Annotated in this window: 19 protein-coding genes and 1 tRNA gene; 13 read left to right on the top strand and 7 right to left on the bottom strand. The window is 64.2% G+C overall.

Annotated features, from left to right (window positions below):
- Positions 1-17 precede the first annotated feature (17 nt).
- From lpcA to Q5H93_RS18810, 4 genes are all read right to left on the bottom strand, one after another.
- On the bottom strand, positions 18-614 hold the full coding sequence (gene lpcA, locus Q5H93_RS18825) for a D-sedoheptulose 7-phosphate isomerase (RefSeq protein ID WP_305008197.1): 597 nt from the start codon (positions 612-614) through the stop codon (positions 18-20).
- 66 nt (positions 615-680) lie between these two features.
- On the bottom strand, positions 681-1,076 hold the full coding sequence (locus Q5H93_RS18820) for a hypothetical protein (RefSeq protein WP_305008196.1): 396 nt from the start codon (positions 1,074-1,076) through the stop codon (positions 681-683).
- A gap of 85 nt (positions 1,077-1,161) precedes the next feature.
- Entirely contained in the window at positions 1,162-3,006 is a 1,845-nt protein-coding gene (locus Q5H93_RS18815) for an ABC transporter ATP-binding protein (protein ID WP_305008195.1), read from the bottom strand.
- Between the two features lie 149 nt (positions 3,007-3,155).
- Positions 3,156-4,874, bottom strand: coding sequence for a capsule assembly Wzi family protein (locus tag Q5H93_RS18810; RefSeq protein WP_305008194.1), 1,719 nt, complete (start codon positions 4,872-4,874; stop codon positions 3,156-3,158).
- A 207-nt stretch (positions 4,875-5,081) separates the two neighbouring features.
- Between Q5H93_RS18810 and upp the strand changes: the two genes are divergently transcribed.
- Positions 5,082-5,777 (top strand): uracil phosphoribosyltransferase, encoded by a 696-nt coding sequence (upp, locus tag Q5H93_RS18805; RefSeq protein ID WP_305008193.1) that lies wholly within the window; start codon positions 5,082-5,084, stop codon positions 5,775-5,777.
- A 218-nt stretch (positions 5,778-5,995) separates the two neighbouring features.
- Positions 5,996-6,460, top strand: coding sequence for a hypothetical protein (locus Q5H93_RS18800; protein WP_305008192.1), 465 nt, complete (start codon positions 5,996-5,998; stop codon positions 6,458-6,460).
- Between the two features lie 275 nt (positions 6,461-6,735).
- Here Q5H93_RS18800 and Q5H93_RS18795 read toward each other — a convergent pair whose 3' ends face one another.
- Complete coding sequence (locus Q5H93_RS18795) at positions 6,736-8,145, bottom strand: DEAD/DEAH box helicase (RefSeq protein WP_305008191.1); 1,410 nt, start codon at positions 8,143-8,145, stop codon at positions 6,736-6,738.
- Between the two features lie 284 nt (positions 8,146-8,429).
- Between Q5H93_RS18795 and Q5H93_RS18790 the strand changes: the two genes are divergently transcribed.
- From Q5H93_RS18790 to Q5H93_RS18770, 5 genes are all read left to right on the top strand, one after another.
- Positions 8,430-8,503: transfer RNA gene (locus Q5H93_RS18790), tRNA-His, on the top strand.
- A gap of 102 nt (positions 8,504-8,605) precedes the next feature.
- Positions 8,606-9,541 (top strand): PfkB family carbohydrate kinase, encoded by a 936-nt coding sequence (locus Q5H93_RS18785; protein ID WP_305008190.1) that lies wholly within the window; start codon positions 8,606-8,608, stop codon positions 9,539-9,541.
- A 165-nt stretch (positions 9,542-9,706) separates the two neighbouring features.
- Positions 9,707-9,943 (top strand): hypothetical protein, encoded by a 237-nt coding sequence (locus Q5H93_RS18780; protein ID WP_305008189.1) that lies wholly within the window; start codon positions 9,707-9,709, stop codon positions 9,941-9,943.
- Positions 9,944-10,110: 167 nt separating this feature from the next.
- A complete protein-coding gene (locus tag Q5H93_RS18775; protein WP_305008188.1) occupies positions 10,111-11,760 on the top strand; it encodes a ligand-binding sensor domain-containing protein in 1,650 nt (549 codons plus the stop codon).
- 5 nt (positions 11,761-11,765) lie between these two features.
- A complete protein-coding gene (locus tag Q5H93_RS18770; RefSeq protein WP_305008186.1) occupies positions 11,766-14,390 on the top strand; it encodes a DUF8693 domain-containing protein in 2,625 nt (874 codons plus the stop codon).
- 195 nt (positions 14,391-14,585) lie between these two features.
- On the opposite strand, the gene Q5H93_RS18765 is transcribed toward Q5H93_RS18770, so the two are convergent.
- Together Q5H93_RS18765 and Q5H93_RS18760 are read right to left on the bottom strand one after the other, a co-directional pair.
- The gene (locus Q5H93_RS18765; protein WP_305008185.1) at positions 14,586-15,338 is read right to left on the bottom strand and encodes a response regulator; all 753 of its coding nucleotides are present in this window, start codon (positions 15,336-15,338) and stop codon (positions 14,586-14,588) included.
- Complete coding sequence (locus Q5H93_RS18760; protein WP_305008184.1) at positions 15,328-17,010, bottom strand: sensor histidine kinase; 1,683 nt, start codon at positions 17,008-17,010, stop codon at positions 15,328-15,330. Before Q5H93_RS18760 ends, Q5H93_RS18765 begins: the two co-directional genes overlap by 11 nt.
- Before the next feature lie 431 nt (positions 17,011-17,441).
- On the opposite strand from Q5H93_RS18760, the gene Q5H93_RS18755 reads away from it, so the two are divergent.
- From Q5H93_RS18755 to Q5H93_RS18730, 6 genes are all read left to right on the top strand, one after another.
- Positions 17,442-18,683: a hypothetical protein gene (locus Q5H93_RS18755; RefSeq protein WP_305008183.1), complete on the top strand. Its 1,242-nt coding sequence runs from the start codon at positions 17,442-17,444 to the stop codon at positions 18,681-18,683.
- 245 nt (positions 18,684-18,928) lie between these two features.
- Positions 18,929-20,215: a cysteine dioxygenase gene (locus Q5H93_RS18750; RefSeq protein WP_305008182.1), complete on the top strand. Its 1,287-nt coding sequence runs from the start codon at positions 18,929-18,931 to the stop codon at positions 20,213-20,215.
- 133 nt (positions 20,216-20,348) lie between these two features.
- Positions 20,349-20,921, top strand: coding sequence for a helix-turn-helix domain-containing protein (locus tag Q5H93_RS18745; protein WP_305008181.1), 573 nt, complete (start codon positions 20,349-20,351; stop codon positions 20,919-20,921).
- Between the two features lie 169 nt (positions 20,922-21,090).
- Complete coding sequence (locus tag Q5H93_RS18740; RefSeq protein ID WP_305008180.1) at positions 21,091-21,504, top strand: hypothetical protein; 414 nt, start codon at positions 21,091-21,093, stop codon at positions 21,502-21,504.
- A gap of 230 nt (positions 21,505-21,734) precedes the next feature.
- Entirely contained in the window at positions 21,735-23,159 is a 1,425-nt protein-coding gene (locus Q5H93_RS18735) for a collagen-like triple helix repeat-containing protein (protein ID WP_305008179.1), read from the top strand.
- A gap of 40 nt (positions 23,160-23,199) precedes the next feature.
- On the top strand, positions 23,200-24,600 hold the full coding sequence (locus tag Q5H93_RS18730) for a DUF7151 family protein (RefSeq protein WP_305008178.1): 1,401 nt from the start codon (positions 23,200-23,202) through the stop codon (positions 24,598-24,600).
- The last annotated feature ends 32 nt before the right edge of the window (positions 24,601-24,632 follow it).

Here is a 24,632-nt window from a genome sequence, read left to right as displayed (position 1 = left end):
ACACAGACGTTAATGTCTCAACTCTCAATCACCAGCTTCTCAATCAGCATAATCATGATGTGAATGGCCTTGATGTGGACCTCCTGAATGCGGTCGGCGTAGCCGAAGTGCGGCACCCGGATTTCTACGTCGCTCAAGGCGGCCAGCTTGCCGCCGTCCTTGCCGGTGAGGCTGACCACGCGCACGCCGGCGGCGCGGGCGGCTTCGGCGGCGTTGAGGATGTTGGGCGAGTTGCCGCTGGTGCTGATGGCCAGCAGCACGTCGCCGGGGCGGCCGAGGGCTTCGACGAAGCGACTGAAAACGAAGTCAAAGCCGAAATCGTTGGCCACGCAGGTCATGTGCGAGGCTTCGGTGAGGGCAATGGCGGCGAGGGCCCGGCGGTTCTGGCGGTAGCGGCCCGAGAGCTCTTCGGCGAAGTGCTGGGCGTCGCAGAGGCTGCCGCCGTTGCCGCAGGTCAGCACTTTGCCCCCAGCCTTGAGGCTGTCGGCGACGAGCTCGGCGGCCTGGGCGATGGCGGCCAGGTTGGCGGGCGCGGCCAGAAAAGTGTCGAGCACGGCGCGGGCTTCGCTGAGTTCGGCGCGGATGAGGTCGGTGAGCGGGGCTTGGTCGGGCACGCGGGGGAGGGGAGAAGGGGATATGAAACGGCCGGAAATCAGAAGCTGATTTCCGGCCGGACAAAGTTAAACAACTTGGTCGGTGGGTGGCGGCAGGGGGCGGCCCAGGTCGGCGTCGGGATACACGGGGCGGGTGGGCAGCGCCGGGTCGGTGCGGAGCTGGCCGTCGTAGAGCTTCGCCTTGAGCTCGTTGATTTTGTTCTCGTTCTGCGTCACGGTGCGGCGCAGCATGGTGCTGTCGAGGTTTTCGGTGATGAGGTGCAGGCCCAGCACCAGCACGCCAATCCAGGCCAGAACCTGGAAGAAGTCGCGCTCCTTGAGGATGTTGACGGGATTGAAGTTGCCCAGGGCGGTTTCGAAGTCGGCCATGGTGGCCCGCACGGCCGGCACGAGCAGGAACAGCAAAGCGAGGAGCAGGTAAACCATCACCACGATGGTGACGATGCGTTTGAGGGCGAGCATGACGGGAGGGTTTTGGTTAGGAGCGAAAGTTATACGGTAGAGCCGAAAGAACGTGTACCCCGACCTTCGGTTCGGGGTACACGTTCTACGGCAGCACGCCGTTGCTCTGCATGGAGCTCAGGCGCTGGTAGAGGCCGCCGTCGCGGCGCACGAGGTCGTCGTGCGTGCCGCGTTCCACGATGCGGCCCTGCTGCAGCACGATGATTTCGTCGGCGTGCTGCACGGTGCTCAGGCGGTGAGCGATGACGAGCGAAGTGCGATTTTGCATGAGGCGCTGCAGGGCTTCCTGCACCAGCTTTTCACTTTCGGTATCGAGGGCCGAGGTGGCTTCGTCGAGGATGAGGATGGGTGGGTTGCGCAGGATGGCGCGGGCAATGCTCAGCCGCTGGCGCTGCCCGCCCGAGAGGCGTGAGCCCCGGTCGCCAATCATGGTGTGATACCCTTCGGGGCTGGCCTCGATGAATTCGTGGGCGTTGGCAATTTTGGCGGCTTCGATGACTTCTTCTTCAGTGGCTTCGGTGTTGAAGCGAATGTTGTTGAGAATCGTGTCGTTGAAGAGAATGCTTTCCTGGGTCACGATGCCCATCTGGTCGCGCAGCGAGTGCAGGGTGCTGTCGCGCATGTCATGGCCGTCGATGCTGATGCGGCCCTGGGTGGGGTCGTAGAAGCGGGGGAGCAGGTCGGCGAGGGTGCTTTTGCCGCCGCCGCTGGGGCCCACCAGTGCCACGGTGTGGCCTTTGCGGATGGTCAGGTTGATGTCGTGCAGCACGTCCTTGTCGCCGTAGCTGAAGCTCAGGTTCTCGAACCTGATTTCGTGCGCGAAGGGTGGCAGCACAGTAGCGTCGGGCCGGTCGCGGATGGCCGGCTCGGTGTCGATAATCGAGAGCACCCGCTCGCCGGCCACCAGGCCGCGCTGGATGTTGCCGAACGACGACGACAGCGCCTTGGCCGGCGTGAGCACCTGCGAAAACAGCACGATGTAGGCAATGAACGACGAGCCGTCGAGGTTCGACTGCCCGCTCAGGATGAGTGAGCCGCCGAAGTACAGCAGCCCCGCCACCACCATCACGCCCGCAAACTCGGAGAAGGGCGAGGCCAGGTCGCGGGTGTTATCGATGCGGCGCGAGGTGCGGGCATACAAATCGTTCTGCTCCTCAAACTTGCCCGTGATGTAGGCCTGGGCATTGAAGGCCTTCACCACCCGGATGCCGCCCAGCGTCTCGTCAATCACCGACAGCATCGAGCCGAGGGTGCTCTGGCTGGTTTTGGCCTGCTGCCGCAGCCGCTTGCTGAGCATGGCAATGATGCCGCCCGACACGGGCAGCAGAATCAGGGTGAAAAACGTGAGCGGCACCGACATGTAAAACAGCACCGCGAAGTAGCCGAAAATGGTGAGCGGCTCGCGGATGACGGCCTGCAGGGTGTTGACCACCGAGATTTCCACCTCCTGCACGTCGCTGGTGAAGCGCGACATCAGGTCGCCCTTTCGTTCATTAGCAAAGTAGCCCAGCTGCAGGCCGATGATGCGGTGGTACAACTGCCGCCGCAGGTTGCGAATCACCCGGGCCCGCACCCGCGCCACCAGCCGCAGGCTGAGGTAGCGAAACACGTTGCTGAAAAATACCGACGCCACCAGGATGAGGCACACGAAAGTGAGCGCCCCGGTTTTGCCGTAGGTGTTGATAACCTGCACGAAGTAGTAGTTGAACGTGCCGGTGATGTAGTCCAGCGACACGGCGAACTTCGGCAACTGTGCCGGGGCGTTGGTCTGCGCGGTGCCAGTTTTGTCGAACAGCACGTTCAGCAGCGGGATAATCAGGGCAAAGTTGCCGATGCTGAAGAAGATGCCCAGAATAGTATACAGGAGATAGAGCGGCAGGAAGTCGAGGTACGGCTTGGCGTAGCTCAGAATCCGCAAATAAATTTTCATATGCTAGGCAGGACGCCGGAACCCGGCAATTACTTCAATCGGCCCCACGATGTGCTGGAGCCGGTTGTTATGCTGACGAAGGAAGCATCCCCGCGCGCAATAGGTGTTCTGGCGTGAGAGGATGCTTCCTTCGTCAGCATGACAGACGATTAAAACTCGTGCAGGCGCTGCGCAATGTTCCAGCGCAAAGCCAGCGAGGCGTAAATTTCGTTGCCGTCCAGACCTGGGGTTTGCTCGTAGCTGCGGTGACGGGCAATGAATTTGGCATCGACAAACAGGTTGAGGCGCGGCTGGTAGGTGGCGGTGAAATCGGCGTGGAGTAGCTTGGTTTTGTTGCCCTGGCCGGTCGTGTTGCCGTATTCCATCGGGCGAGTGGTGTAGGGCAACAGCACGTTGCCCCCGTAGTTCTCGATTGGCATGTCAGGGGCAGACTGGAAATCCAGGCCCTGCACGGAATAAAACGCCTTGCCCACCAGCATCAGGCGGGGGAGGGGCTGGTAGCTGAGCACGCCCAGAAACTCGGTCAGGTTGGCGCCCATGGGGTGGGCCAGGGGCTGCTGGTAGTGCTGGTAGTTGGTGTATTCGTTTTCGTGCTGGTAGGTGTAGGGGCGGATGTAGTTGAATTCCAACTGCAGGTCGAGGTTGCGCAGGCCGGCCACGTCGATGTACTTCCCGCCCAGCTGCACGGCCTGCTTGTTGGCCCACCAGCCGTTGCCGGCCCGGATTTCGCTCAGCTTAAACTCGTCCAGCACCAGCTGGCCGTAGAGCTGCCCGCGGTGCTTGATGTTCCACTTGAAATCCATCCCCAGCAGCGCGTTATCGGTCGAGCCCACGTTTTGCTCGATGGCGCGGTAAAAAATCACCGGGTTGAAATATTGCAGCTCCAGCCCGCGCCCCGGCCCGCCGGATACTTCCGACTCGAACACGCCGATGTTGAAGTTGTCGGTCACGTCGAAGCTCAGGTGGTGCATCGCCAGGTACTTCTTTGGGTACAAAGTATCGAGGCCGTCGAGGCTGCGGCGGGCGGTGAGCTCGGCGAAGAGGTTCTGGTAGTTAAATTTCCAGATGCGGGTGTTGAGCTTGAGGAAGAAGTACGGCGCTGAGTAGTCGCTCAGAATGAGCGAGCGGTAGCCGTTGCCGATGAAGTTGCGGTCGTGGGCCAGCTGCACGTTGATGTGCTTGGTGGCCGCGTAGGTGATGCCGCCCCGCGCCGTAAAGAAGTCGTAGGCGTTGCCGCCCACGGTTTTGAAAAACTTCCAATAGCCCTCGTGCGGCACGATGCCGTCGCGCAGCACCCGCTCCTGCACGTAGCTGGGCACCTGCTGCTGGTTATCGGCTAGGAAGGTGTAGAAGCCCAGCCGCTGGTCGATGGTGCCTTCGATTTGCACGCCCCGGGTGTTCACGTACACGAGGTTGTCGGTGTCGTTGTCCTTGCCGGCCGAGAGCAGCAGCACCGGGTTCACGCGCAGCTTGAAGTCGGGGTTGCTGACGTGAAACAGGTCGGTCTGGTCGCGGTAGAAATACTTCAGGAAGGGCTTCGGGCTGCGGTTGAGGCTGTCGCCGGCCGGCGAGTTGGTCCAGTTGTCCTTCAGCAGGTATTCGGCGTTGAACATGTCGGCCCGCGAGAGCGGCGCGCTGTTGCCGCCCACCAGCATGCGCTCGCCCAGCCGCGCCACGGCCGCCCGCGTGTAGGGCCGGGTACTGGTGTGCGGGTCTTGCAGCGAATCGGGCCCGTATTTGATGGCGTAGCGGTCGATGAGCCGGTAGGTATCGGCGTCGAGCGGCACGTAGTTGGCGCCCTGGGTGGTTTGGGCGAAGCTCTGGCTGGTGAGCAAACCCAGGGCCGCGAAGAGGAGCAGTTTTTTCATGGCGAAGCAGCAGATTTCCGCCGCCGATGGCCGGCCCAAACGGTTATCCAACAACAAACCTACGCCAGCCGCCGTTGGCACCGCCGGGCCGGGCGCCCGGGCGGTTCGGCGTTTTGGTGCCAATTTGTGTATTATTTCAGGTAGTCGGGAAGTAAAACCAGCGCCGGCCCGTCATCCCACTACCCCATCCCGATTACCTGCCTGCTTATGTCCGTTCCCGAATCGACTGCTCCCGCCTCCGCCGCCGACGAGCCCACCGCCCACATCCACGTGGTGTGCGCCGAGCCCAGCATCGCCAACCACTTCCTGGCCGAGCTGCGCGACAAAGACATCCAGAAGGACAGCCTGCGCTTCCGCCGCAACCTCCAGCGCCTGGGCGAAATCATCGCCTACCGCATCAGCACGCACCTGAGCTACACCGACCAGACCATCCAGACGCCCCTGGCCGAAACCACCGGCAAGCTCCTGCACGACTTCCCGGTGCTGGCCACCGTGCTGCGCGCCGGCCTGCCCTTCCACCAGGGCTTCCTCAATTATTTCGACCAAAGCCCCAGTGCCTTCGTGGCCGCCTACCGCATCGAGGGCACGGCCCAGGTGCAGGTGCAGGTCGACTACCTCTCGGCCCCGCGCCTCGATGAGCGCGTGCTCGTGCTCGTCGACCCCATGCTGGCTACCGGCAAGAGCCTCGTGCAAACCTACCGCGCCATGCTACGCTTCGGCATGCCGCGGCAGGTGCACATTGCCGCCGTCATCGCCTCGCCCGAGGGCTTGGCCTACGTGGCCCGCGAAATTCCGGAGGCGAATTTGTGGGTGGCCGCTATTGATGAGAAGCTGAATGAGCATGCTTATATCATCCCCGGCCTGGGCGATGCGGGCGATTTGGCGTTTGGCAGTAAGCTGTAAAAACAGCCTGTCATGCTGAGCGTAGCGAAGCATCCTCTCGCGCCGGAACGACGCAGTAATTCATAAAATACTGCGCCAGCTTCTGCGTCAGTGACGTTGTTCGGGTTTCGTTCCATCAAGATAAGATACTTCGCTGCGCTCAGCATGACAGAACCGCCGAACCAAACCGCCCCGTCTTAACTTTACACCGCGTCCACCCCCTCCACGCGCCACCCACCTTGCTAGACGACAAACCCTTGCTGCAACTCGCCCTGAAGTATGCCGCCGTGTTCCTGCTCAGCACGGTGAAATTTCTCGGCGGCCCCATCCTCGGCACCACGGCGAAGCTCAATTTCTGGCTGACCCTACTGCTCACCATTGCCGGCATGATGACCACCGTGGTCATCATTTCGGGCGTGGGCCGGGTGTGGCTCAAGCACCGGCAGAAACAGCGCCGCCTGCGCCGCGAGCCCATCTTCTCGCGTCGCTCGCGCAACATCATCAAGGTGTTCCAGAAGTTCGGTATGGGTGGCATTGCCTTCCTCACTCCGATATTGCTGAGCCCCGTGGGCGGCACCGTAGTGGCCACGCTGCTGGGCGTGCCCCGGCCCCGCATCCTGCTGCACATGCTGTGGAGCGCCGTGCTCTGGGGCACGATTATCTCGTTTGCCAGCGCCAAGTTTGGGCACTTGCTGCACCATTAATAGCTGGCCGGAGCGTTCGGACGAGTTCCCGGAGCGATAGAATGACTCCCGGAATGTTCGGATGACTTCCCGGGGCGTTCGGATACGTTCCCGGAACGTTCGGACGAGGTTCCGGGGCGTTCGGCTGCCCTTCCGGAACGTTCAGATGCGTTCCCGGAGCGTTCGGATGGCTTCCGGAACGTTCGGATGCGTTTCCGGGGCGTTCGGATAGCTCCCGGAGCCGTCGAGTGCCCTCCCGGAACCGTCGAGTGAGGTTTTTTGCTTGTTAAACCAAATTACCGCCCGCGCCGCCGCAGCGCCTTCGCGCCCGGGGCCGACGCGCCCTTCTTGCCGGGGTTGGCCTTGGCGCCCTTGCCGCTTTTCTTGCGGCCCGGCTCAAACACCTTGCCCGTGCGCTTGTCGATGGTTTCGCCCGGCTTAATCCACTCCTTGCGCTCGTGGAAGGCGCCCTTAAACTCGGGGTCCAGCTTCTTGCGGCGCTCGTCCAGCTCGCGGCTCATCTTCTGCTGCTCCTCGAAGGGCGTGGGGGCAATCACCACCTCTTCGGGGATGTCCAACTGCTCGATGGTTTGCTGAATAAGGTCCTCAATCTCGGTGATGTGCACCATCTCGGCCTCGTTGGCGAAGGTGATGGCCGCGCCGGTGTGCTGCGCCCGGCCCGTGCGCCCGATGCGGTGCACGTAGTCGTCGTGAATCAGCGGCACATCGAAATTAATCACGTGGCTCACCTGCGGCACATCGATGCCGCGGGCGGCCACGTCGGTAGCCACCAGGTAGCGCACCTCCCCGGCCCGGAACGAATCCATGCTGTTCATGCGCGCATTCTGGCCCTTGTTGCCGTGTATCACGCGCACCTCGCCCACGGGCGCCTTGCGCTCCAGGAAATGGGCCACCTGGTCGGCGTGCTCCTTGGTGCGGGTGAAGATGAGCACCCGCGTCATGGTGTCGGCGTCGCGGTGCAGCAGGTGGTGCAGCAGGTTAATCTTGGTGAGCGAGTTGGGCACCTGGTACAAGGTCTGGTGAATCGTCTGGGCCGAGCGGGCCGGCGGTGTCACCTCCACCCGCACCGGAAACTCCAGAAACTCCTCGCTCAGAATCGTCACCCGCTCCGGCATGGTAGCCGAGAACAGCACGTTCTGCCGCTTGCGCGGAATGATTTCCAGGATTTTGCGAATCTGGGGCATGAAGCCCATGTCCATCATCTTGTCGGCCTCGTCCAGCACCAGCGTCTTCAGGTCCTTTAGCACCAGGTCGCCCTTCAAATAGATTTCCATCAGCCGCCCCGGCGTGGCAATAAGAATATCCAGCCCCTGCGCAATGGTTTCAATCTGCGTCTTGGGCCCCAGCCCGCCGTAGATGGCGAAGATGCGCAAATCGGTATAAACCGCCAGCTTTTTCAGGTGATTCTCAATCTGAATGGCCAGCTCGCGGGTAGGGGCGAGGATGAGGGCGCGCGGGTGCTGGCCCTGCGCGTACTTCACTTTCATCAGCAAGGGCAGGCCGAAGGCGGCCGTTTTGCCAGTGCCGGTTTGGGCAATGCCTAGCACGTCGTGCCCCGCCAGCAGCAGCGGAATGGTTTGCTCCTGCACCGGCGTGGGCTCGGTGAAGCCCGAATCGGCCACGGCATTGAGCAGTTGTTTATTCAGTTTAAAGTCGTTGAATGACGGGGCAGCATTGGGTTCCATGCTGCAAAGGTCGGGCAGATTTGGTGCGCGGGCGCCGGGGCTGCGTGGTAGTACGAATTCCCCGTAGGGGTTCGTACTACCACTCTGACGTTGAACGAATGCCAAAAGGCCAGTCGACAAAGTGGTAGTACGAACCCCTGCGGGGAATTTGTACTACCACCTAAGCCCAGCGTGTTAGCTACCACCCAAACCTTTTCTTCCGTCACCTTCTCCGCTAAACTTTCGTAGAAATGTTGCTTGGTTTGGCCCCGACCTGTTATCTTTGCAGCACCAAACCACACATGGTAGATATAGCTCAGCTGGTTAGAGCGTCGGATTGTGATTCCGAAGGTCGTGGGTTCGAGCCCCATTATTTACCCACCGAAAAAGTCCCCGGCTCCGGTCTGGGGACTTTTTTTATTCCCAACTTAGTTGTCGGCATTCTGATAACTTACCGTTTCACAACTCCTCATTTTAGCGCATGAGCCTGCTCATCATCGGCACCGTCGCCTTCGACGCCATTGAAACGCCCTTCGGCAAAACCGACAAAATCATCGGCGGCGCCGCCACCTTCATTGGCCTGTCGGCTTCCTATTCCACCAAGCCCGTGAAGCTGGTGGCCGTGGTGGGCGACGACTTCCCGCAGGCCGACATCCTGACGCTCGAAGAGCACGGCATCGACACCGAAGGCCTGCAAATCAAGCAGGGCGAGAAGTCGTTCTTCTGGTCGGGCAAGTACTCGCAGGACCTCAACTCCCGCGACACGCTCATCACGGAACTGAATGTGCTGGCCGATTTCGACCCCATCATCCCCGATGCCTACCAGGACTGCAAATACCTCATGCTGGGCAACCTGACGCCCGCCATTCAGCGCCTCGTCATTCAGCGCCTGGTGAACCGGCCCAAGCTCATCGTGATGGACACCATGAACTTCTGGATGGACATTGCCCTGGAGGAGCTCAAGGAAACCATCGAAATGGTGGACGTGCTGACCATCAACGATGAGGAAGCCCGGCAGCTCAGCGGCGAATATTCGCTGGTGAAAGCCGCCCGCAAAATCCAGGAGATGGGCCCGAAATTCCTCATCATCAAGAAGGGTGAGCACGGCGCATTGCTGTTCCACAAAAACAAGATTTTTTTCGCCCCGGCCCTGCCACTGGAAGAAGTATTCGACCCCACCGGCGCCGGCGACACCTTCGCGGGCGGCTTCATCGGCCACCTCGCCGCCACCGACGACATCAGCTTCGAAAACATGAAGCGTGCTGTGATTCACGGCTCAGCCATGGCCTCGTTCTGCGTGGAGAAATTCGGCACCGAGCGGCTGCTGAATTTGACGCAGGAGGAAATTGAGGCCCGCGAGGCGCAGTTTGGCGAGCTGGTGAAAGTGCTGCCGGTGACGGCCGTACTGCCGGCGTAAGCAGTTCTTGCGAAAAGTTAAAAGTTGAGAGTTAAAAGTTAAAAAGCAGCTTGATACTGGGTTTAACTTTTAACTCTCAACTTTTAACTGACCAAGCTTTGACAACGTTTTTGGGTGGAAAGGGGTACAACGTACTATCCTTTCCACCCAAAACTGTTTTCAGCCATGTCGAAGCACCAAGACGACCTCGCCAACGATAAGACGTCGGTGAACCCGAACGCCAATACCAAGAAAAAAAGCACCCAGGTGCAGAGCCCGAATACGATGGATGTGTCGGCCCACGGCAACACCACCGATGGCAACAGCGTCGGCCACGGCGTGGACAACATCCGCAGCAACCCGAACGGCAACCGGCCCATGTCGGTGAGCGGCGGCAAAGGCCCCGGCAAACAGGGCGACTAAGTTCAGAACCATATCAGACCCAAAAATCCCTGTCGGAATTATCCGACAGGGATTTTTGCATTTAGGCAAAACTGCGGGCGCCAGTACGCCATTTACCGGCGAGAAAGCGGGTATTCGCGCTGAAAAGCCTGTTTTCTGCCATGCTTGTCCAACTATCACCGGCCTATTTGCGAGCAATCTGTTGCTGGCTGATGCTGCTTGGCGGCGGGCTGCTGGCGGGGCGCGTCCAGGCGCAGCGCGTGGAAGTGTTGCCCGATAAGGTGCTGGGGCAGGTGGCTATCCGGTCGGTCAGCAGCGACCAGCTGAGCTTTGCCTGGGTGGCGGCGCGGCAGGGCGTGTTTCGCTACGATGGCCGGCAGCTGTTGCCGCTCAATCAATTGGTGCGGCGCGGACCGAAATTGAGTGGCGGCGGCCACCGGGTGGTGGTCGATTCGGCAGGTACTGTATGGGTTGGGATGGACGATGGACTCTACGCCTTTGTGCCCGCCACCGGCGAGCTGCGCAAGGTGGCGCTGCCCGCGCTACGCGCCAGCAATTACCTCGTCAATGCGCTGCTGCTGGACCATAACCAGCTGTGGATTGGCCGGGGGCTCGACCCGGTGCAGGTGCTGCGCCTCAATGTGCGCGCCCCGGAGCGGCCCGCTCAGGTGATGTGGCAATATCCGAAGGGCTACGCTATTGGGTTGGAGCTTGATTCGCTGGGGCGGCCTTTGTTTATCAGCAGCATCCATAGCTGGCGGCTGCATGCGAACGGCCAGGTGGCGCCGGTGGCCGGCTACCGGCCCGGCCACCAGCTCAGCAAGGCCGATGGCACGAGCTTACGGGTGGCGGTGAGCACCCGGCTGCCGCTGCCGCACGGGCATCTGGTGCTGGGAGATAGTGCCTTGTATGAGCAGCAGCCGAGTAGCGCGCCGCGCGTGGTGGCCCGGTGGACGTTTCCGCGCCGGCGTACGCCCGCCGTGCCCCGCAACGACGTGCTGGAGCTGGACAGCACCTGGTACTGGCCGGGCGAAGGGGAGATGCTGGCGCTGTCGATTCGCCGGTCGAGGCAGGTGCCGGTCATTCGGCATTTGCCGTTGCCGCAGGGCCGGGAGTGGGACTTGCAGCTGCGCTTCAACCGCGACCGGACGGGCTTCTGGGCCTTCGATGCCGGGGTGGCGGGGGCCATTCAGCTGCGGCCGCGAAGCATGCCGGCGGTGGCGCTGCCGGTGGCCGGCAACCAGGCCCTCAGTACACGCAGCATCAACCGTTTGCCCAATGGCCGCCTGCTGGTGGGCAGCTACGCTGGCACCTTCACGCAGGCCGCTGATAGTCCACTGGCCCGGCTGCGGCGCTGGCCGGGTATCACTTTTGCTTACACCTGGTTTTCAACCCTGCGGTTGCCCGATAAGCGCCTGTTGATTGCCAATGAGCACGGCCGTTTTGAGGTGCTGACGAATGGTCTGGTAGAGGAAATCTGCTGGGAGGGTCCGCACCCGAATCTGACGGCGCAGGCCAGTTTCTGCCTGCTGCGCGACCGCGCCGGGCAGCTCTGGGGCGGCGGGCAGGCCGGACTTTTCCTGCTCGATGCGCAGCACCTGACGCGGGTGCGCTACCGCGAAGGCGACGCCAAGTGGCCGCTACACCATTGCGAGATTGAGGACATTGCCGAAGGCCAGCCGGGTGAATTGTGGCTGGCTACCAACCAGGGCCTTTACCGCTTGCGCCCCGCCACGGGCGAGCTGCGCCACTACGGCCCCACCGAGCCCGCGCCCTATAACTTGCCCACCAACGCAGCTTCGACGCGACGTTCAACGCGGGCGGCGCGGGCTTCGTGAACCCGGTGAATGCCTTGCAGCAGCTGCCCGATGGCAAAATACTGGCGGCCGGCTACTTCAACAGCTTCAACGGCAGCACGACTATTTCGCGCCTGCTGCTGCGCCTGAATGCCGACGGCTCGCTCGACAACACGTTCAACGCGGGCGGCTCGGGCTTTAATAGCGGCTTTAGTCCTTCGGTAGTGAGTCTGGCGCGGCTGGCCGATGGCCGTATCCTGGCCGGGGGCTCGTTCACGAATTTCAACGGCGGCAGCGTGGCCCAGAGCCTGGCCCCGCTGAATGCCGACGGCACTCTCAACACCACGGCCAACCCCACGCCGGTGAGCGGCGCGAGCTTCGTGTTTTCGCCCGGCGGCAGCACCACCAACCCGCTCACGACCAGTACGGCGGACGAGTATTCGGTGGTGGCCAGCTTCGGCGGCTTGAGCTCGGCCCAGTCGAATACGGTGGTGGTGGCCGCCTGCCCGATGCCGACTATCAGTAGCTTGTCGCCGTCGGCGGGGCCAACGGGCACCAGCGTCACCATCACGGGCACCGACCTGGCTACTGCCACCAGCGTGGTGCTTGGCGGCGCCTCGGCCAGCTTCACGGTGAACTCAACTACCAGCATCACCTTCACCGTACCCGCCGGGGCCAGCTCCGGCAACGTGAGCGTAACCACGCCCGGCGGCACCAGCAGCGGGCTGTTGTTCACCGTGGCCAACGACCTGGTGGTGAGCACCGGCACCCTGGCTTCGCCCGTCCCGATTACGGCGGGTACCTACAACAGCATCACCGTAACCGGCACTGGCAACGCCCGCCTGAATGGCAACGTAACGGTGCTGAGTGCCACCACGGTGCAGAGCGGTGGCAGCTTCGATGCGGTGTTTGGCACCATCAGTGGCGCGGGCAGCTTCACGCTGGCCGATGGGGCCACGCTCATTACCTGGCACCCACAGGGCATTACGCAGAGCGGCAGCACCGGCACCGTGCAGGTGAGCGGCACCCGCAGCTTCAGCCCGGGGGCCACGTACACGTATAATTCGGCGGCTGGGACGCAGATAACCGGCACCGGCCTGCCCGCCACGGTGCGCAACCTTGCCAAGCTCGGCCAGTTCAGGCTGACGCTGAGCCAGCCCCTGGCCGTGCGGCAGCTGCTGAGCGTGGAAGGCAACGGTAACCTTCTGCTGAACGGCCAGGCCCTAACCCTGCTCTCGGATGCCACGGGCACGGCCTTGGTGGTAAACAGCAGCACTGGCATCGTGACGGGCGGCACGGCTACCGTGCAGCGCTACCTCGACCCCAGCCTGAACCCCGGCCCGGGCTACCGCCACTACAGCTCGCCGGTGAGCGGCAACACCCTGGCCGACCTGGGCACGGGCACCTTCACGCCTACCTTCAACCCCAGCTATAACACCGCCGCCGACCCGGCCAACGTAGCCCCCTTTCCCACGGTGTTCGGCTACGACCAGAGTCGCCTGAGCACGGCTACCAACCCGCTCAGCACCTTCGACAAAGGCTGGTATGCGCCCGCCGCCACCGACCTGATGGCCGGCAGCACCGGCTATACCGTGCACCTGCCCGCCAGCGAGAAAGTGGATTTCACGGGCACGCTGCGCACCGGCAACTACCCCATGAGCCTGAGCCGCAACACCGATGCCACGGCTGCCGACGCCGGCTGGGCCCTGGTGGGCAACCCTTACCCGGCCCCCCTCGACTGGAGCCTCGTGGCCCCGGCCGACCGCAGCGGGCTCGATGCCAGCATGTACGTCTTCGAAAGCACCGGCCGCTACACCGGGCAGTACCGCAGCTACGTGAACGGCGTGGGCAACACCTCGCCGCTCATCGGTACGGCGCAGGGCTTCTTCGTGCGCGTGAGCAGCGGGCAGAGCAGCGGCACGCTCACCTTCCGCAACGCACAGCGCATCACCAGCTACGGCACGCAGGTGCCCATGCGGCGCGGCGCCGCCGATACGCGCCCGCAGCTTCAGCTCATGCTGGCTGGAAACGGCCTTTCGGATGCCTTCTACCTCTACGCCGAAGCGGGCGCGACGCCCGCGCTCGATGCGCAGTTTGACGCCGCCAAGCTGGCCAATACGCACGGCCTGAACCTGGCCTCGCTGGCGGCGGGCGGGCAGCAGCTGGCCATTGATGGGCGGGCCGATTTTGCCACGGCTACCGCCATTCCGCTCTTTGTGGGCGTGCCCGCTTTGGGCCAATACACCCTCACGGCCGCTAGCCTGACGAACCTGCCCGCTGGCACCCGCGCCGAGCTGGTGGACAACCTGACCGGCACGCGCACTCTGCTCACGGCGGGCACCAACTACGCCTTCACGATGAGTAGCTTCACCGCCCCCGGCCGCTTCTGGCTAAACCTGACGCCCGCCGCTGCCCCGCTGGCTACGGCCGCCGCGCTCGACGCGCAGGTGCTGGTCTACCCCAACCCCGCTCACGGTCAGCTAACTGTGCTGCGCCCGGCCGCCAAAATGGCCACGGCCGAGTTGCTCAGCAGCCTGGGCCAGCGCGTGCGCTCTTTGCCGCTGCCCACCGCCGAAACCACCATGAACCTGCACGGCCTGGCGGCGGGCGTGTACACCCTGCGCCTGACGCTCGACGGCCAGCCCGTCACCAAGCGCGTGGTCATCGAGTAGGCTTTTCTCATCTGCCTGCAAAACCAACGGCCTTGCTGCGAAAGTGGCGAGGCCGTTGTGCTTTCGGCGCGGCCGTACCCCCTGACCCTCGCTCCAAAAGAGAAGAGGCACCGGTTTTCGCAGGCGGCAGGCTCCCCTCTCTTTGGGAGAGGGGCCGGGGGTGAGGTTTGGCCGCACCGCGCTGTCAGAGTGCAACTACCGCAACTCCAACTCCTGCAGCTGCTTCAGCGCCGTACGCCCGTTCTCATACCGCTCGGCCCCGCAATACACAAAATCCTGGTCAAAGCTGCTAATGAAGTTCGCATTGAGCGCCGTAGCCCGATTCACCCGAATGAACTGCTCGCGCAAGGGGGCCGGCAGCAGTTGGTCGAGCACGTAGGTGAGCGAGCCGCGCACGGCGTGGCTCAGGCGCAGGGCGGGGGCCCGCAGCGTCACGTAGTTTTTGCCGGCTTCGAGGCTGGCCACCTCGCGCCAATAGAGCTTGACGGTGTGCAGGCCGTTTTTGACGAAGAAATAATCGGGCGCTTCGGCCGGGGCGGCGCTGGGGGCGGGCAGGGGCGCGGGCTGGCGGCTGATGTTGCGCTCAATGGCCGTTTGGATGGCCGCAAACAGCGTGGCCGAGTTCACCGGCTTGATGAGGTAGCCGCTGGGCTGCAGGCGCGTGGCTTGCCGGATGGTATCAAGGTCGGAATACGCCGTGAGGAAGATGAACGGCGTGCTGCCGAGCTGCGCGGCCAGGGCCAGCCCGTTGTGGGCGGGGTCGGGGCTACTGAGGTTGATGTCGAGCAGCACGAGGTCGGGCGTGTGCTGCTGGAAGGCCTGTTGTGCCTCGGCGTAGGTGTAGCAGGTGGCCGCCACGGCGTAGCCCAGGTCTTCAAGGCTCAGGCGCAGGTTTTCGGCAATCAGGGCTTCGTCCTCGACGATAAGCAGGGTGATGTTAGACTCCATTTGCAGACGGAATGCAGAGCTCGTACTGGTAAGCGTTGGTAGGGGAGGTGTGGAGCGTGGCCCCGAGCTGCCGGCTCAGGAGCGTAATAATCTGACTGCCGAGGCCCGAGGAGCCGTGGGCGGCGAGTGTGGCCGCCGGACCATTGTCGAAATATTCAATGCAGACCTGACCGGGCTTGTTTTTCACGCGCACGCTCACCTCCAGCAGCCCATCGGCCGTGCCGGCATACTTGATGGAGTTCGTCACCCATTCATTCAGGATGAGCGAGAGGGCAAAGTAGTTGTTGGTGGGCAGATGCAGTTCCTCCGTGACGAGGTGCGTGACTACCTGCTTGTCATTGGCCAGGCAGCTCACCACCGTTGAAATCAGGGTTTTCAGATACGCACCCAAATCCAGGCCCTGCGGGTTGCTCAAGAGTTGATTGTGTAGGGCCGCGATGCTTTCCACGCGCAGCCGCGCCGCTTGCAGCTGCTCAATCACTTCCTCGTTATCGGTGCGGCGCTCCTGCATCTGCAGCAGGCTGAAAATCATGTGCAGGTTATTCTTCACGCGGTGCTGAATTTCCTTGTTCAGCAGCTCCACTTGCGCCACCTTGTCGTCCAGCGCTTGGTTCACCAGCGCCAGCCGCGCCGACTGCGCCCGCGAGCGCCGTCCCTGCCGGTAGAGGTAGAAGCTGAGCAGGCTGATGATGCCCAGCGCCGCGCTCAGTCCCCCGATGGCCCGGCTGCGGGCGGCCCGGACCCTGGCCTCGGCCTGCTCCTGGCGGCGCTCGCTCTCGACCAGCGCCTGGCGCAAATCGGTTATGCCGCCGCCGTGGTTGAGCGAGTCGGTGATTTGCTGGTTTAGATGCAGGTAGTTGAACGCCAGCTCGTGGCGGCGGGCGGCGGCGTAGAGCTGCGCCAGGTTGTCGCTGTAATACTGGCGGTCGAAGGTATTGGTGGCGTGCTCATAAACCTGACGCAGCGAGTCGAGGTAGGGCGAGGCGGGACGGTGGTGGTGCAGCACCTCCAGGCGGGCCTGGGTGAGGTAGTAATGGTAGAGGTAGTCGTAGGTGGCGGGGTCGTTGCGCACCCAGGCGCGGCGCGTGAGTTGGCGCAACACCGTGTCGGCCAGCGCGTAGTTGCGCACCTGGCTGCTGATGAGGGCCATTTCGACGATGAAGCCCAGCTCGCGGCGCACCGAATCGGGGAGGGGGCGCAGTTCGCGGTGCAGCTGGCGCAGGGCCTGCACGGTGCGCAGGCTGTCGGGCACTTTGTCGTAGGCGTGGGCCACGAGGTGGCGCAGGTGGTAGTAGCGCTCGCGCTGCCCCGGCTGGTGCCGCAGCAGGTCGGCGGCCTGCTGGTAGTAGCGGATAGTCTGCTGGGGCTCCTTGTTCCAGGCGTCGTAGATGCGGCCTTTAGCAAACACGGCATTGGCCAGCAGCAGGGTATCGCCCGAGCGGTCGGCCAGGGCCTGGGCGCTATCATAGTACACCAGGGCGTGGGCGAAGCTGTCGTAGCTGGCCTTCTGGGCATACACCGAGTCGCCGGCGTGCAGCAGGGCCGCGAAGCGGGCACGCAGCTGCGACTCGCTGGGCTGGGTGCGCGGCGACTGCGGCTGGCAGGTCGCCAGTAACAGCAGAAGCAGGGAAAGCCCGAAGCCGCGCCAGCAAGCCAAAATCAGGGAAAACACAACGGGAATACAGTAAGTAACTCAAGTTGCGGATTAGCCGCAAAGCGGCGAAACGTTGGTAGCTGGCTGTGGACTGACGTACCCAGAGCCGCAAAGCGGCGGCACTTTTCTAGCGTGAGTGCCGCCGCTTTGCGGCTCTGGGGTCGCTAAACCCTGTTTAAACTACCAACGTGTAGCCGCTTTGCGGCTGGTTCGCAACGTGAGTTAAGCAATAAGCTTCAAAGGTAGGGGCGGCCCCGCCCTGGCAGCAACTTCCCGAGCCTCAGAAAAGCCGGGCTTCGTGCTCAAAGCCGCCACCTTAAGCCGCCGACCTCAAAAAAACCGGCCTTCATCCTCAACAGGCTTGCCCAAACTACCGGCCAGAGCGTGGTTTGTGGATGCAGCGGCCGGGTGGCCGTCGTGGCTTTTTTCTCACCCTCATTTTTTCTCGCATGACCATTCTGAACCCAACCGAAGCCGCCGGGCTCAACCCCAAAAACCTCGACCCGACCCCGGCCATCGACACCGACGAGGCCAGCCGCCGCATGGCCTGCGCCCTCAAAGACCTGCGCACCAGCTTCGATGCGCCCCTCACCGACTACCGCTTTGCCGTGCTGCGCAAGCCTTTCCGGGGCTACCGGGCGGGCACGCCGGTGGCCGAGTGCCACACGGCCACCGGCCAGTACCTGGCAGTGTTTGATGAGTTTGAGCTGGGCCAGGGCCGCCTGCAGCCCGCCGTGCAGGCCACCGGCAACTACCGTCCCAAGCCGATTCTGCTGGGCAATCCGGTCGTCGCGTTTTTTGCGAAAGAGGTAGGCAAAATGCTGTTCAAAAGCGCCGTCGACTATATCTTTCAGGACGATGACGACACGGCGACCAGGGCCGAAATGGGCCGGATGAAAGACGAGCTCAAGGATTTCATGGTCGAAATCCAGTACGACAACATCGAAAACGACCTGATTGGTATCCGGGCCTGGCTGATGGACACCTACCAGCCGCAAGCCAAGAGCTTTCGGGAGGGCGGAAGAGTGCGGGTGGCGGAGCTGCACGATGGCCTGATGAAGCGGCAGGCCAAGCTGCAACAAGTATCGGCCGTGATGGTGAAGCGCATCAAAGACAACGAGCTCAAGGACTGTACCTACCGGGTGCGCTCGAAGGTGCTGCTGCACACGCTGGTGTATGGCATGCGCACCGTGCTGATGGCCGAGCTGGTGGGCTGGCGTGAGCTGCTGGCCAAAACCGACCCCGACTACAACCCCCAGAACCTGCGCACCGAGCTGCGCGAGTTTGTGGACCTTCACACCGGCAAAAGCGAACACTACCTCAGCACGCTCTGGGAAGCCCGCCGCAACTTCATCTCGGACCTGAAATCTGGTAGCGAGGTATATCATAGCTCGGGCATGGATGTGCCTTCCACCGTATCGAAATGGTGGGGCTGGAAGGATGAGTTCGAATCGGGCAACCAGCAGGATTCTTTCCGGGGCTCGAAGCTGAACGACCAGCAGAGCTACAACGACAACAGCCTCAAGGAGGCCGACCGTAAAGCCAGCGAGGAAAAAGCCCGGCAACAGGCTGAGAAGAACCGCAATAACCACATCGAGGACGTGCGCCGCATCTTCGACGAAAACGTGCGCGAGCTCATGCAGGATGTCATCACCAGCGCCCGGGCCCGCGCAACCAGCGTGGGAGCCTGAGTAGCCTTTCAAGCTTATAGCTGGCAGTTCCTCCGCAATGCGACTCTTTTCCTCTTCGCCCGAGCCGGGCAGCGGCTGGCTGTGGCTGGCCTGCGCCAGCGGGCTGGCGGCCGTTAGTGCCCTGCTGCTAGCCCTGGCCTAGTCGGGCTAAGAATGAGTGCTTTGGTGCTTACTTTGCCGCGTCTGGCCCAGGGTTGGGTCATTCAGCTCTTTTCTCTTTCTCACCTTCTCAAAAAGTTACCCGCATGACCTCCTTTAGCAAGCTGCACAAGCTGCAGCGCCAACAGATTTTTGCGCCCGCCCCGGCCGCGCCCGAGGCACCCCGCGCCGGCAAAATAGCCCTGCGCGCGGCCCCCACGCCGCCCGTGCCGCTGTTGGTGCAGGGCCAAGGCACGTTCATCTTCAAGCACCGCGACCAGCCGGCCGCCGCCGAGCCCACGCCGCTGGCCGTGGCGTTTCGCACCGAAGCCGGCCAGGAGCTGGCGCGGCTCGACCTGGATGCCGCCGGCAGCCGCCTCACGGTGGGCGGGCGCGAGGTGGCCGCCAGCCCCCAAAGCCTCGTGGTAGACGGCTACGCCTACTACTGGCTGAGCCTCGACTACGGCAACGGCTGGCTGCGCTTCGGCCTCGGCGAAGCCCGGCTCGAAACCGAGGTGCTGCACTACCAGCTGACCAAAGAGGAGCGCAAAGCCTGCCGCGAAGTCACCCAACTGCACCTGGGCCCGGCCGTGGAGAAAATGCGCCTGCTGCGCGACCCCATCGTGACCACGGTGCCGCTGGAGGTGCGCGGCACCGAGCGGCTGACGATGGACGACATCGCCCGCAACCGCTACCTGCCGCAGGCCGCCCTGCCCCCGGCCTGCCGCCAGCTCTACGACACCATCGCCGGCCCCAACTTCGTGCTCGACGCCGACGACTTCCCGGAGCTGTCGCAGGCCATCAAGTACAGCATCGAAACGCCCGGCTGCTGGTGCTTCGAGAAGCTGGCCGACAAGCAGAAAACGGCCCCGCGCCAGCATCAGGTGTATCTGCGCATCACGCTGGGGCACAACGGGGGCGAGTCGCCGGGTATTCCGTTCGTGATGGAAATCTGGCCGCCGCAGTGCTTCTCAGCCATCCACCAGCACGCGGGCGCCAATGCCGTCATCCGGGTGCTACACGGGCGTATCCACGTAACGATGTTTCCGTACCTGCGGCCCGCACCGGTGCTGCTGGAAGAGCAGCCCGCCGTGCTGCCCGAAGCTGCCTTCGCCTTTGGCGAGCGCAGCTTTGAGCAGGGGGCCATCACCTGGATTAGCCCGCTGCTCAACCAGATTCACCGCCTGCGCAACCCCGAGCCGCTGGGGGCGCAGCCCTGCATCACCATTCAGTGCTACCAGTACGACGAGGACGACGCCGGGCACTACCCCTTCTTCGACTACGACCGCGACGAAAGCCTGCACCAGTTCGAGCCCGACTCGGACATGGATTTCGTGGCCTTCAAGGCGCAGATGCGCCGCGAGTGGCTGGCCCGGCCGGTGCCGGCGGGCTAGCACCGGGGCTGCCGACACTGCCACGTAAGTAGAGTTGTCCGGAATAAAAACGACTGTAAAAATAACGGACAAGCTGCGGAAGTAGGATTGTCCGTTATTTTTACAGTCGTTCTTATTCCGGACAACTTTGCGTATGGCCCGTCGTGCCCGTCCTTCGTTGCACTTGCTGGCCCGCGTGCGGGCCTGGCTGGGCCTGCGCCAGCAGGAGCTGGCCCTCTACCTGGGCGTGAGCCCCGACCTGGTGCGGCGCATCGAAAGCGGTGAACGGGCCTTCACGCTGCCCGTGCGCGAGGCCGTGCTGCCGCTGCTGCCCCACCTGCCCCCCGAAGGTACTGCCCTGGATGCCGCCCCGCCCGTGGCCCTGCCACCCGCCACCCCCGCCCCCGAGGTGGCCGCCCTCGACCTGCGCCGCCGCGAGTGCCGCCAGCAGGCCGCCCGCCTGCGCCTGCAGGCCGAGGCCCTGGCCCGGCAGGCCCAGGTGGCCGCCCGCTGGGCCACCGCCCTGCCCGCCCTGCTGGCCGCCGTGTCCGCCGCCGACCCCGAACGCGCCACCTGGCTGCGCGACTGGCTTACGCGCCAAGCCCGCCCGCTGCCCCCGGAGGCCGCCACCCGCTACCATCTGCTGCGCGCCCGCGCCACCGCCCTGGAGGCCGAGGCCGCCGCCCTGGCTGAGGTGATTGCCGATTCAGTAGCGCGGACTTTGTAGTCCGCGAGTGGAAACGTTCCTACTCGCGGACTACAAAGTCCGCGCTACAAGCGCTCCTGCCTCCGGGCTGGCACGGACTGTAAAATCAGGGTTTTAGGGTATTGCGGCGGCCGGGTGCCGACGTCAATCTTTGCGGTGAATCAATCACCCCTTAACTCCACTACCCCTGATGGACTACTCCTCCCTCAAGACCCGCGAAGAATGTGACCTGGCCAAGGCCGAAGTCGAGTTTGAGCGCCGCACCTACGCCAACCGCGACGAAGATGCTGACATTGCCGACGTGCGCGCCGGCCGCACCCAGGCCAGCACCACCAGCCAGCTGGCCAAAGTCGAGGCCCGAATAGCCTCGGCCAATGCCGTGCTGGCCGCCCCCGGCATCGACGCCGAGCTGCAGGAAACCACCACCGACGAGCTGGCCGCCCTGCAGGTGCAGCGCACCCGGCTGGTGAAGCGCCAGCGCCAGAGCAGCGGCCTGGCCCGCTTCCTGGCCGCCGTCGATGCCGAGCAGGTGGCTGCCCAGGTGGCCACGCTCACCACCATCATTGCGGGCATCGACGCCCACCGGGCCACGCTGCCGGCCTAGCCGCCGCCCGAAAGACCCTGAAAAGCCGCTTCTCCTGACCGGGAAGCGGCTTTTTTGCGTCCCGACCTCAAGAATAGCGGCCTTTAGCCTCAATTCAGTTGCCGACCCGGCTACGGCCGGCCACCTTTGCCTCCCTCAACGCCTTACGCCCGGCCTGCGCCGGGCGTTTCGTGTGTTATCGCCTCCTGCTTATTCTCATACACTTTATACTCCTGCTCTTTTTCACCCCCATGAAAAAACACGTTCTCCCGCTGGCTACCCTGGGCCTGCTGCTGGCGGCAGCCCCGGCCACCCAGGCCCAAACTACCCCGCACAACTTCGGCCTGGGCACCACTGCCCCCGATGCCTCGGCCGTGCTCGACGTGAGCAGCACCACGCGCGGCCTACTGGTGCCGCGCATGAGCGCGGCCCAGCGCGGCCTCATTGCCAGCCCCGCCACCGGCCTGCTGGTGTATCAGCTCGACGGCACGCCCGGCTTCTACGCCTACAACGGCACGGCCTGGGCCGCCCTGGGCGGCAGCGGCAGCGCGGGCGCAACGGGCCAGAGCGCGCTGGTACGCACCACCGCCGAAGCGGCGGGCGCGAACTGCGCCACCGGCGGCACCAAAATAGAGAGCGGCCGCGATACCGACGGCGACGGCAGCCTCGACGCCTCGGAAGTAACCGCCACCCGCTACGTGTGCAACGGCGCGGCTGGCAGCGCGGGCAGCGCGGGCACGGCGGGTAGCCCCGGCGCGGCAGGCACGGCCGGCCGCCTAGCCCTGGTACGCACCACTACCGAAGCAGCAGGCACCAACTGCGCCACCGGCGGCACCCGCGTCGATGCCGGCCAGGACGCGAACAGCAACGGCACCCTTGATGCTAGCGAAATCACCAGCACCCGCTACGTGTGCAACGGCGCGGCCGGGGCCAAAGGCCTCACGGGCGACCCCGGCGACCCCGGCACGGCCGGCACGGCGGGCAGCAAAGGCGCCAAAGGCGACCCCGGCGACCCCGGCACGGCCGGCACGGCGGGCCTGAAGGGTACTACCGGCGACCCTGCCCCCGGCCTGCCCACCGGCGGCACCCCCGGCCAAGTGCTGGCCAAAGTGGATGCCACCGACTACAACACCGCGTGGACGACCCTCGTGGCGGCCAGCACCTCGGTGCAGCTGCGGGCCGACAAGACCGGAGGCACCGGCGAAACCGTGGCCAAACAGGATGCCACTACGCCCACCACCATTGCCTTCAACAACGTGCTGACTACGCCTACGCTGGGTACTTGGGATGGCAGCACCTATACCGTGGGCGCGGGCGGGGCCGGGGCCTACCTCATTCAGGCAGGGCTGCTGGCTCCCAACTCTACCAATACTACTGGTACGCCAACGGGCCGCTCGCTTGGCTTCAATATGCTGGTGGAGGTAAACAACGCCACCTACGGCAGCACCGCAGGCGGCGTGTACTACAGCGCCCTCATCAACAGCAACAACCAAAACACCCCCACCGGCACCCGCGTGCGGGGCGAGCTGTACAAGGTGGTGTTTCTGAACGAGGGCGACACCTTCAAAGTCCGGGCCGTGTGCAACAACACCGACACGGGCACCAGCGTCACGTTCACGCCGCCCCCCATCACGCCCAGCGCCGCCAGCTACCTCACGGTCACGAAGCTGAACTAAGGGGCCCTTCTTTACTATGCACACTGCCATGTCTTACTCGATGAAATCTGTTCCGGGACTTGCCCCGCTACGCCGCTGGCTGCTGCCCGCGCTGCTGCTAGCCGCCACCGCCGCCCACGCCCAAACCAACGTGGGCATGGGCACCACCACCCCGCACCCCTCGGCTGTGCTCGACGTGAGCAGCACCACCCAAGGCGTGCTCACCCCGCGCCTGAGCGCTGCCCAGCGCGCGGCCATCGCCGCGCCCGCTACCGGCCTGCTCGTGTACCAAACCGACGGCAGCACCCCCGGCTTCTACTTCTACAACGGCACGGCGTGGGCCGCCCTCAGCAGCCCCGGCGCGGCGGGTACGGCGGGCCGCAACGCCGTGGTGCGCACCACGGCCGAGGCGGCGGGCACCAACTGCGCCACGGGCGGCACCCGCATCGACACGGGCCAAGACGCGAACAACAACGGCAGCCTCGACGCGGCCGAAATCGCCAGCACCCGCTACGTGTGCAACGGCGCGGCCGGCACCACGGGCAGCGCCGGGAGCGCGGGCGCGGCAGGCCCCGACGGGGCCACCGCCCTCGTGCGCACCACGGCCGAAGCGGCGGGCGCGAACTGCGCCACCGGCGGCACCCGCGTGGACAGCGGCCGCGACCTGAACGGCGACGGCACCCTCAGCGCCGGCGAGGTAACGGCCACCAGCTACGTGTGCAGCGGCGCAGCCGGCACCACCGGGGCCAAGGGCGACAAGGGCACGACCGGCACCGCCGGCACGACCGGCACCACCGGGGCCAAAGGCGACAAAGGCGACCCCGGCGCGGCCGGCACCGCCGGCACGGCCGGGGCCAAGGGCGATACCGGCCCCAGCGTGGCCACCGGCGGCACGGCGGGCCAGCGCCTGACCAAGGCCAGCGCCACCAACTACGACACCCAGTGGAGCACGGCCGCCAGCGGCAGCAGCGGCCTGTCGGTGCAGCTGCGGGCCAACAAGGTGGGCGGCACGGGCGAAAACCTGCCTACTTCCACTTACACGGGCAGCAATCCGGCCGTTACCATTGCCTTCAACAACGTGCTGGCCGCCCCCACGCTGGGCACGTGGGACGGCAGCACCTACACCGTGGGCGCGGGCGGGGCCGGGCTGTACCTGATTCAAGCCGCCGCGCTGGCCCCCGACAACAGCTCCCCCACCAACACCATATCGCCCAACCTGCTGGTGCAGGTGAACGGCACGGCCTACGGCAGCACCACGGGCAGCTATTACTACGGCATCTATCCGGTAGTTGGCACCTCGCCGCCCGCCGGCATCAAGGCGCGGGGCGAAGTCAGCAAGACCGTGTACCTGAACGCGGGCGACACCTTCCGCATTCAGGGCATCAGCGCCAACTCGGCCAGCGCCACCTCGGCCCTGAGCACCACGGCGGCCAGCAATATCCTAGTGGTGAAGCTGAACTAAGGACTTGGGTTTTTTATGCACGACGTATCATT

Origin of the sequence: Hymenobacter aranciens (assembly GCF_030580865.1) — a bacterium.
GTDB lineage: Bacteria > Bacteroidota > Bacteroidia > Cytophagales > Hymenobacteraceae > Hymenobacter > Hymenobacter aranciens.
The sequence above is the reverse complement of the archived record's forward strand: the minus strand, read 5'-3'. Positions and strand labels throughout refer to the sequence as shown.

What these genes read in the sequence shown, in the direction of transcription:
- Q5H93_RS18820 (WP_305008196.1), bottom strand. Translation starts at nt 1,076, where the DNA reads ATGCTCGCCCTCAAACGCATCGTCACCATCGTGGTGATGGTTTACCTG.
- Q5H93_RS18785 (WP_305008190.1), top strand. Translation starts at nt 8,606, where the DNA reads ATGAGCCTGCTCATCATCGGCACCGTCGCCTTCGACGCCATTGAAACG.
- Q5H93_RS18815 (WP_305008195.1), bottom strand. Translation starts at nt 3,006, where the DNA reads ATGAAAATTTATTTGCGGATTCTGAGCTACGCCAAGCCGTACCTCGAC.
- Q5H93_RS18765 (WP_305008185.1), bottom strand. Translation starts at nt 15,338, where the DNA reads ATGGAGTCTAACATCACCCTGCTTATCGTCGAGGACGAAGCCCTGATT.
- Q5H93_RS18735 (WP_305008179.1), top strand. Translation starts at nt 21,735, where the DNA reads ATGAAAAAACACGTTCTCCCGCTGGCTACCCTGGGCCTGCTGCTGGCG.
- Q5H93_RS18795 (WP_305008191.1), bottom strand. Translation starts at nt 8,145, where the DNA reads ATGGAACCCAATGCTGCCCCGTCATTCAACGACTTTAAACTGAATAAA.
- Q5H93_RS18750 (WP_305008182.1), top strand. Translation starts at nt 18,929, where the DNA reads ATGACCTCCTTTAGCAAGCTGCACAAGCTGCAGCGCCAACAGATTTTT.
- Q5H93_RS18810 (WP_305008194.1), bottom strand. Translation starts at nt 4,874, where the DNA reads ATGAAAAAACTGCTCCTCTTCGCGGCCCTGGGTTTGCTCACCAGCCAG.
- Q5H93_RS18740 (WP_305008180.1), top strand. Translation starts at nt 21,091, where the DNA reads ATGGACTACTCCTCCCTCAAGACCCGCGAAGAATGTGACCTGGCCAAG.
- upp (WP_305008193.1), top strand. Translation starts at nt 5,082, where the DNA reads ATGTCCGTTCCCGAATCGACTGCTCCCGCCTCCGCCGCCGACGAGCCC.
- Q5H93_RS18780 (WP_305008189.1), top strand. Translation starts at nt 9,707, where the DNA reads ATGTCGAAGCACCAAGACGACCTCGCCAACGATAAGACGTCGGTGAAC.
- Q5H93_RS18745 (WP_305008181.1), top strand. Translation starts at nt 20,349, where the DNA reads ATGGCCCGTCGTGCCCGTCCTTCGTTGCACTTGCTGGCCCGCGTGCGG.
- Q5H93_RS18755 (WP_305008183.1), top strand. Translation starts at nt 17,442, where the DNA reads ATGACCATTCTGAACCCAACCGAAGCCGCCGGGCTCAACCCCAAAAAC.
- Q5H93_RS18730 (WP_305008178.1), top strand. Translation starts at nt 23,200, where the DNA reads ATGAAATCTGTTCCGGGACTTGCCCCGCTACGCCGCTGGCTGCTGCCC.